We start from the raw sequence: 7,601 nt of genomic DNA, 5'->3' as shown, positions 1-7,601 counted from the left end.
GGGTCATCCCGGTGGGCTGTTCGATTCCAGTTGATAGAGTTTTATTTTTTCCCAGAGGGTCTTGCGGCTGATTCCCAGGACAACGGCGGTTTCGCCCTTGTGGTTGTCGGACTTGCGCAGGGCTTGCCGGATACAGAGTTTTTCCGCCCCGGCCACCGCATCGGCCAGCCGGTCGCTGGTAAAGGCCGGGGCCGGGACGGTTGCGGTCATGTCGCCGGGCAGATCCGCCGGGGTAATCATCGCGCCTTGGCGCAGCACGGTGGCCCGTTCGATGATGTTGCGCAGTTCCCTGATGTTGCCGGGATAATCGTAGGCAGCCAGGTAATCCATGGCCTCCGGGGTGATCAGCAAGGGCGTCGGCCGGCCGGCGTTGAATTCCTCGAGAAAATGGTCGCAGAGGAGCGGGATATCTTCCTTTCTATCCCGCAGGGGCGGCACATGAATGGGTATAACCTTGAGCCGGTAGAGAAGGTCCTGGCGGAACCGTCCTTCCCGGACCTCTTCTTCCAGGTCCCTGGCCGTGGCGCACATAACCCGCACATCCACGGCAACGGGTTGTTTGCCGCCGATCCGTTCGATCTCCTTTTCCTGGAGAACCCGCAGGAGCTTGGCCTGGAGGGGCAGGGGCATCTCGCCGATTTCGTCGAGCAGGATGGTGCCCCGGTCGGCCAGTTCGAACTTGCCGATCTTCCTGACATGGGCTCCGGTAAACGAACCCCTTTCATGGCCGAACAGCTCCGACTCGATCAGGGCCTCGGGGATGGCGGCGCAGTTGATCTTGATATAGGGGCCGTCGGCGCGCAGACTCTGGTTATGGATGGCCGAGGCGACCAGTTCCTTGCCAGTGCCGGATTCGCCGCTGATCAGCACCGAGGCGCCGGTGACCGCCACCTTGCCGATCATTTCCTCCATCCGGGCAACAGCGGTACTGTTGCCGATGATCCTGGAACTCACCAACCCTTCGGACAGGGAGGCGCACCGGGCGCGCAGGATCTGTTTATCCAGGAGTCTCCCGATCCTGATGATCAGATCGTCCATGTCAAAGGGCTTGAGGATATAATCGGCCGCGCCCCTGCGCATGCAGTCGACCGCATCGTTGACATTGCCGTAGGCGGTCATCAGGATCACCTCGGTGTGCGGCGACATCTCCTTCACCCTTTCCATCAGGCTGATCCCGCTCAGGCCCGGCATGCGGATGTCGGAGATCACCACGTGGTACCTGCCCTTTTCGATCAGGGCCAGGGCCTGTTTGCCGTCCCCGGCCCGGTCCACCTGCCATCCTTCCCGGCCCAGGCGGTCGTACAGGGTGATCAATATGATCTCATCGTCTTCAGCGAGCAGTATTCTGGCCATGGCGACTCTCTCCGCCCACGCTCTCAAGCGGGCTTATCATGTTCCTTCTGTTTGGGCAGGGTCACGGAAAAGGTGCTGCCCTCATCCGGAACGCTGGTTACCTCGATGGAGCCGCCCATCCGCTGGACCAGGGAATAGGTGACGGCCAGCCCGAGACCGGTTCCATCCCCCACCTCCTTGGTGGTAAAAAAAGGCTCAAAGATCTTGACCATGTTCTCTGCCGGGATACCGGCGCCGGTATCGGCTATTGAGATGATAAAACTGTCCGCGGTCTCGCGGCTGCGCACGGTGAGGGTGCCGCCTTTATCCATGGCCTGGATCGCGTTGAGTCCCAGGTTGATGAGCACCTGTTTCAGGGCGTCAACATGCACGGCCAGGGGCCGGTTCAGGGTCAGGTCGGTGATCAGGGTCATGTTTCTCAGCTTATACTCAAGCATGGTCAGACATTCGCGGATCAGTTCATCCACCGGGACCTTTCTCAGTTGCAGCGGTTCCCGGCGGCCGAAGTTAAGCAGCTGGCGGACCGTATTCTCTATCCGCAGCAGCCCCTTGTTCAGCAGGTCAAGATACCGGCGGCGCATTTCCTCGTCATCCGGGTTTTCCTTCATGCCCTTGATACAGTTCAGCATCCCGCCCAGCGGATTGTTGATCTCATGGGCAATGCCGGCCGAGAGCCGGCCCATGGCCGCCATTTTCTCCACCTGGAGCATCTGTTCGTGGGTTTGTTGCAATTCGATCTGGGAGGCGGTAAGGCGGGTATCCAGTTCCTTGAACTTTGTGGTCAGCTTGCCGATCTCATCCTTTTCCGGCGGCAGCTCAACCGCGCCCTTATCAGATCCGGGACAGCGGTCCATGGCCCGGGAGAGCAGATCAAGGCGCCTGATGACCAGCAATTCGAAAAAGAGCCCGATAAAGACGGCGATCAGCAGGATCGACACCGCAAAAACAGTGAGCAGCATCCGCCGGTTCCCGGCAATGGCCTTGTCCTCCCAGTCCATCGGGATTTCCAGGCTCAGGCCGCCGCGGATATCGCCGATCCGGTAGCCGTGCCGGGCGTGACACTCCAGGCATCCCTTTTCAATATTCAGCGGTTCTATGTAGCGCAGCAGGCGTCCATCCTTGCCCGCGGTTATCTCGTGGGCCTCGGTCAGTTCCCCGGTGGCGAACCTCTTCAGGCTGGCCCGTTCGAATTCATTGGGGCGGTTGGCCGGGTTGACCGGCCTGAGGCTGGTGACCCGGAAGCGGAACCGGCAGATATCGCGGCGGGCGGTGTACTCGGAGAGTTCCCGGGTAACCATTGCCGGGTTGCGCTTGATCAGGTGGCGGCCGTTGATGTTGACCTCCGGTTCCCGGAGATAGGGGTTGGGCTCCACCCCCTCTTCTTCCAGGACAAAAACGCCCTTATGGTCGGCAACCCATTTGCGGGTCAACAGTACCTGGTCGGCGAGCAGGCGGGCCTGGCTGAGCATCAGGGAATGGAGCAGTTCCTGTTGAAAGCTTGAGATCCGCATGAAGGTGTAGCCGTAGGACACCACTACCATCAGCCCGATGACCAGTATGAATTTGTTGCGCAACCGCATCTTTGCCACCCGATGATTGGGACCCGGGTCCGGCGACAGGATCCGGGGCTGATGATAGCGCGGGTCATGAGCCCGGTGGTCGGTCCGGCAGGGCCTCATTTCAAGGGATTAAAATGCATATATCATACCTGGCCGGGCCGGAGTTGCCGGCTCCTTGGGGCCGTGCCCGGCGGCAGGGCCTTTTCAGGCCGCGGCCCTGTGGACCGGGACCGGTTCAGCCTGATTGTACTGTTACGTACAGGTAACAGTCAATAGCCGTTTTTGTTACTTTTTAGTAACATCGATTTTTCAATAGCCTGATTTTGCGATTCTTTTTTTTCTGGAACGATACTTGCTAAATCTAATCTCAACCAATCGAGGCGCGTCACCTTATGTTGCATAACAGGTAACCATTCTGACCGGCATCTGAAGACAAAGGAGGTGATTTAATGGCAAAGCAAGGCAAGGAACGTTCAGGCGGCAAAAAAGCATGGTGGGTCGGCCTGGCCATGGGGATCCTGCTGGCCATGGTCACGGTGCTGGCCTCGGGTTTCATGATCGAGACCACCAACACCGACACCTTTTGCGTCACCTGTCATGTCATGACCCCCTTCCGCACATCCTGGAAGGAGTCGGTGCATGGCGGCAACAACCCGCAGGGCTTCGCGGCCCAGTGCGTGGACTGCCATCTGCCCCATGGCAATTTTCTCCAATATCTGACCACCAAGGCGATTACCGGCACCGGCGATGTCATCCAGAACATGGTGATCGATCCGGTTACCTTTGACTGGGCCGGCAATGCGGAGCAGAACCGGCAGAAGTTCACCTTTGACAGCGCCTGCCGCCGCTGCCACCACGAATTGACCCCCAAGGGGATCAAGCGTGGCGGGCTCCTGGCCCACCGGGCCTATCTGCTGGGCGAGGCGAAAAAAACCTGTACAGAATGTCATCCCCATGTCGGCCATCGCAACATGATTGAAACCGCAAATAGATTTTTCTCGGAAACCTAAGTGAACAACAGTAACCATTCACCGGGGGTGCGGATTTACGGTAACCTCATGCCCGTGAGCTTTTACCGGTGCCTTATGAAAAACAGTCCCAGGAGAAGACAGACAAGGAGGAAGGTATGAAAAGGGAAGACAAAACGAAATTTCTGGTGGTCATTGGACTGGCCCTTTGTGTCTTGACCATGGGAACGGTCATGGCCCCGGCCGCCGAGACCCCCAATCTGGCCCCAAAGGAGATAGTGATCAAGCGGGGGATGAGCGAGGATGCAGCCGGATGTATCGAGTGTCATGCCAAAAAAACGCCGGGCATTGTTGAATCGTGGAAAAAAGGCAAGATGGGCCATGCCGCCATTACCTGCTACGACTGCCATACCGTGGCCAAGGGTTCGCCCATGGCCAGCCAGTGCGAGGGGGTCCGGGGCACGGAGATCTACATCTCGCCCATGGTCTCTTCCAAGACCTGCGAGCGTTGTCATCCGGCCGAGGTCAAGCAGTTTTTAAAGAGCGGTCATGCTAAATTGGCCGGCGACCCGGTGATTGAAAAGGAGAAGTTTCAGAAGCTGATGTACTATCACGAGGGCGGCGAGTTCATGGGCAATAAACCAGGCACGGGAAGTAACCGGGCCACCCGGGCCACTGGTTGCCAGATGTGCCACGGTACCAAGGTGGAACTGGGTCCGGACAACAAGCCGATCAAGGAAACCTGGCCCGGCGGGGTGGGTACCCGGTATCCGGACGGCGGCATCGGCAACTGCACGGTCTGCCATACCCGGCACGAGTTTTCGGTGGCCGAGGCGAGAAAACCCGAGGCCTGCGCCAGTTGTCATCTGGGTCCGGATCATCCCCATATCGAGATCTATAACGAGAGCAAGCACGGCCAGCTCTACCTGACCCAGGGAGAGGAGTGGAACTGGGATGCGGCCCCTGACACCTGGCAGCCCGGCGATTATACCGCCCCGACCTGCGCCACCTGCCATATGAGCGGGATCGGTGAATTGTCCACCACCCACAATGTCAATGAACGGCTGAAATGGGACCTGGTTCATCCCAGGAGTGTGATCAGAAGCGGTGAGCGGGGTGACGGCGAAAAGGGTGACAAGTTGATGCGCAAGGTGTGCGTTAACTGTCATGGAAAATCACACACCAACGCCCAGCGGGACTCCCTGGACAATGCGGTTGAACTCTACAATATGTATTATGACAAGGCCGAGGCCATGAAGCAGGATCTCAAGGCCAAGGGGTTGCTCAAGCAGGACCCGTGGAAGGACGGTTTCCAGGAGCTGCATTACTTCCTCTGGCATCACGCCGGTCGACGGGCCCGGCACGGCGCGGCCATGTTTGCCCCTGACTACGCCCATTGGCACGGTTTCTTCCAGGTCATGCAGGTGTACAAGGATATGGTGGACATCTATGACTGGCGGATCAAAAACAATAAGATAGAGGAGTTGAGCCATGTGATGAGCACGGCTCCGGACTAACCAGTGCCCATCCGGAAATGGCCCTTTCGTCCAATCTCGGCGTCATGCTCAAAAAATAATCCTCGTAATATCATTTATATGACTCTGGTTATTTTTTTCGCGATCCTTGATCTTGAACGAAATTGCTCATTTCTGGACAGACACTAATCCGCATGGCTGGACCATAACTTTTGGGCCGCAGCCACAACCAACAATAAAAATCTCCCCGGACAGCGAGCATTGTCCGGGGAGATTTTCATATAAACAGCTGAAGCCGTTCCCGGGCCGGCCGCGGGGCGGCGAAAACTGTTAAGGGGGCACCTGCATGCCGGTGGCGACCGGCCCTCCTTGGTGCAGATGCCGGCAGGGGTGGTAATTTTGAAAAGGATCGACTATACTTGTTTTTCGAGCGGGCCTTGGGCCCGCTTTTTTTCGTCATTTTTTATCACTATTCATCTTTTTTTCGGACAAGGGATTGCAGGCAGTGGGCAGGATCCAGAACAACGAAATCAAACGGCGGCGGACCTTCGGCATCATTAGTCATCCGGATGCCGGCAAGACCACCTTGACCGAAAAGCTGCTGCTCTTTGGCGGCGCCATCCAGATGGCCGGCGCGGTCAAGGCCCGCAAGGCCTCGCGCCACGCCACCAGCGACTGGATGTCAATCGAGAAGGAGCGCGGCATCTCGGTGACCTCCTCGGTAATGAAGTTCAACTACCAGGACTTTGAGATCAATCTGCTGGACACCCCGGGTCACCAGGATTTTTCCGAGGATACCTACCGGGTGTTGACCGCGGTGGACAGCGCCCTGATGGTGATCGACAATGCCAAGGGCGTGGAGCGCCAGACCATGAAGTTGATGGAGGTCTGCCGGATGCGCAACACCCCGGTGATCACCTTTATCAACAAGCTGGACCGGGACGGCCTGGAGCCGCTTGATATCCTGGCCGACATCGAGGAAAAGCTGCAGATCGAGTGCGCGCCCCTTTCATGGCCCATTGGCATGGGCAAGCGGTTCAAGGGGGTTTACAATCTTTTTCGCAAGGAGCTGCAGCTCTTTGTTCCGGGCCAGGCCACCCGGGACCAGGAGCGGCTGGTGATCCAGGATCTGGCCGATTCCCGGCTGGACGAACTGCTCGGCAGCCAGGCCGATGAACTGCGCCAGGATATCGAACTGCTGGAAGGGGCGGCCAACCCCTTTGACTATGGGCATTTCATCAAGGCCAACCAGTCCCCGGTGTTCTTTGGCAGCGCCATCAATAACTTCGGGGTCAAGGAGTTGCTGGAGGCCTTTGTCGAACTGGCGCCCGCGCCCGGTCCCCGGGCATCCCTCACCCGTGAGGTCGCTCCGGAAGAAGAGAATTTTTCCGGGTTCGTGTTCAAGGTCCAGGCCAACATGAATCCGGCCCACCGCGACCGGATCGCCTTTCTGCGCATCTGTTCCGGCAAATTCTCCCGGGGGATGAAGGTCCGCCACCACCGGATCAACAAGGAGATCGCCCTGGCCAATGCCACCATCTTCATGGCCCAGGACCGGGCCAATGTGGATGAGGCCTATCCCGGCGACATCATCGGCATCCACAACCACGGCACCATCAAGATCGGCGACACCTTTACCGAGCGCGAAAAACTCAAATTCACCGGGATTCCCAATTTCGCGCCCGAGCATTTCCGGCGGGTTATCCTGAAAAGCCCGCTCAAGGCCAAACAGCTGCAAAAGGGGTTGGTCCAGTTGGCTGAGGAGGGCGCGGTCCAGGCCTTTAAGCCGCTGATGGGCAGTGATTATATCCTGGGCGCGGTGGGACTGCTCCAGTTCGACGTGACCCGGGCCCGGCTCAAGGACGAGTACGGCGCCGAGGTGATCTTCGAGAATGTGGATCTGGGCGCGGCCCGCTGGATCGCCTGTGATGATCGCAAAAAACTTGATCAGTTCAAGCGGGAATTCCAGGCCAGCCTGGCCGAGGATGCCGAGGGGCATCTCACCTACCTGGCCTCGGGTGAGTGGCGGTTGAACCGGACCATGGAACAGTGGCCGGAGATCTCTTTTCTAAAGACCCGCGAACACGGTTGAAGGCCGGATGACAGAAGCCGGATGACAGAAGACCCGCCTTCGCCATCCTCCTTCGCCTGAAGGCTACGGCGGACAAGAGGCTACGGCGTGGCAAGCAGTGGATAGTGGGCGGTGGACAGTGGAATCAGTGCCGAGATAATGAGCAACGAGCAAT

Annotated in this window: 5 protein-coding genes; 3 read left to right on the top strand and 2 right to left on the bottom strand. The window is 58.4% G+C overall.

The genetic code is table 11. The features are described from left to right. Positions 1 to 3: 3 nt before the first annotated feature. The gene (locus tag L3J03_11820) at positions 4 to 1,353 is read right to left on the bottom strand and encodes a sigma-54 dependent transcriptional regulator (GenBank protein ID MCF6291668.1); all 1,350 of its coding nucleotides are present in this window, start codon (positions 1,351 to 1,353) and stop codon (positions 4 to 6) included. Between the two features lie 23 nt (positions 1,354 to 1,376). Continuing rightward, complete coding sequence (locus tag L3J03_11815; protein ID MCF6291667.1) at positions 1,377 to 2,933, bottom strand: ATP-binding protein; 1,557 nt, start codon at positions 2,931 to 2,933, stop codon at positions 1,377 to 1,379. A gap of 428 nt (positions 2,934 to 3,361) precedes the next feature. Between L3J03_11815 and L3J03_11810 the strand changes: the two genes are divergently transcribed. The 3 genes from L3J03_11810 (at position 3,362) to L3J03_11800 (ending at position 7,447) form a co-directional block, all read left to right on the top strand. Next, positions 3,362 to 3,922: a NapC/NirT family cytochrome c gene (locus L3J03_11810; GenBank protein ID MCF6291666.1), complete on the top strand. Its 561-nt coding sequence runs from the start codon at positions 3,362 to 3,364 to the stop codon at positions 3,920 to 3,922. 116 nt (positions 3,923 to 4,038) lie between these two features. After that, complete coding sequence (locus L3J03_11805; GenBank protein MCF6291665.1) at positions 4,039 to 5,397, top strand: cytochrome c3 family protein; 1,359 nt, start codon at positions 4,039 to 4,041, stop codon at positions 5,395 to 5,397. Between the two features lie 463 nt (positions 5,398 to 5,860). Continuing rightward, complete coding sequence (locus tag L3J03_11800; GenBank protein ID MCF6291664.1) at positions 5,861 to 7,447, top strand: peptide chain release factor 3; 1,587 nt, start codon at positions 5,861 to 5,863, stop codon at positions 7,445 to 7,447. The last annotated feature ends 154 nt before the right edge of the window (positions 7,448 to 7,601 follow it).

The organism is Desulfobacterales bacterium (assembly GCA_021647905.1).
Taxonomy (GTDB): domain Bacteria; phylum Desulfobacterota; class Desulfobulbia; order Desulfobulbales; family BM004; genus JAKITW01.
This window is presented reverse-complemented; position numbering and strand designations above follow the sequence as displayed.

Coding starts and splice junctions, on each gene's coding strand:
- L3J03_11820 (MCF6291668.1), bottom strand. CDS start 1,353: ATGGCCAGAATACTGCTCGCTGAAGACGATGAGATCATATTGATCACC.
- L3J03_11815 (MCF6291667.1), bottom strand. CDS start 2,933: ATGCGGTTGCGCAACAAATTCATACTGGTCATCGGGCTGATGGTAGTG.
- L3J03_11810 (MCF6291666.1), top strand. CDS start 3,362: ATGGCAAAGCAAGGCAAGGAACGTTCAGGCGGCAAAAAAGCATGGTGG.
- L3J03_11805 (MCF6291665.1), top strand. CDS start 4,039: ATGAAAAGGGAAGACAAAACGAAATTTCTGGTGGTCATTGGACTGGCC.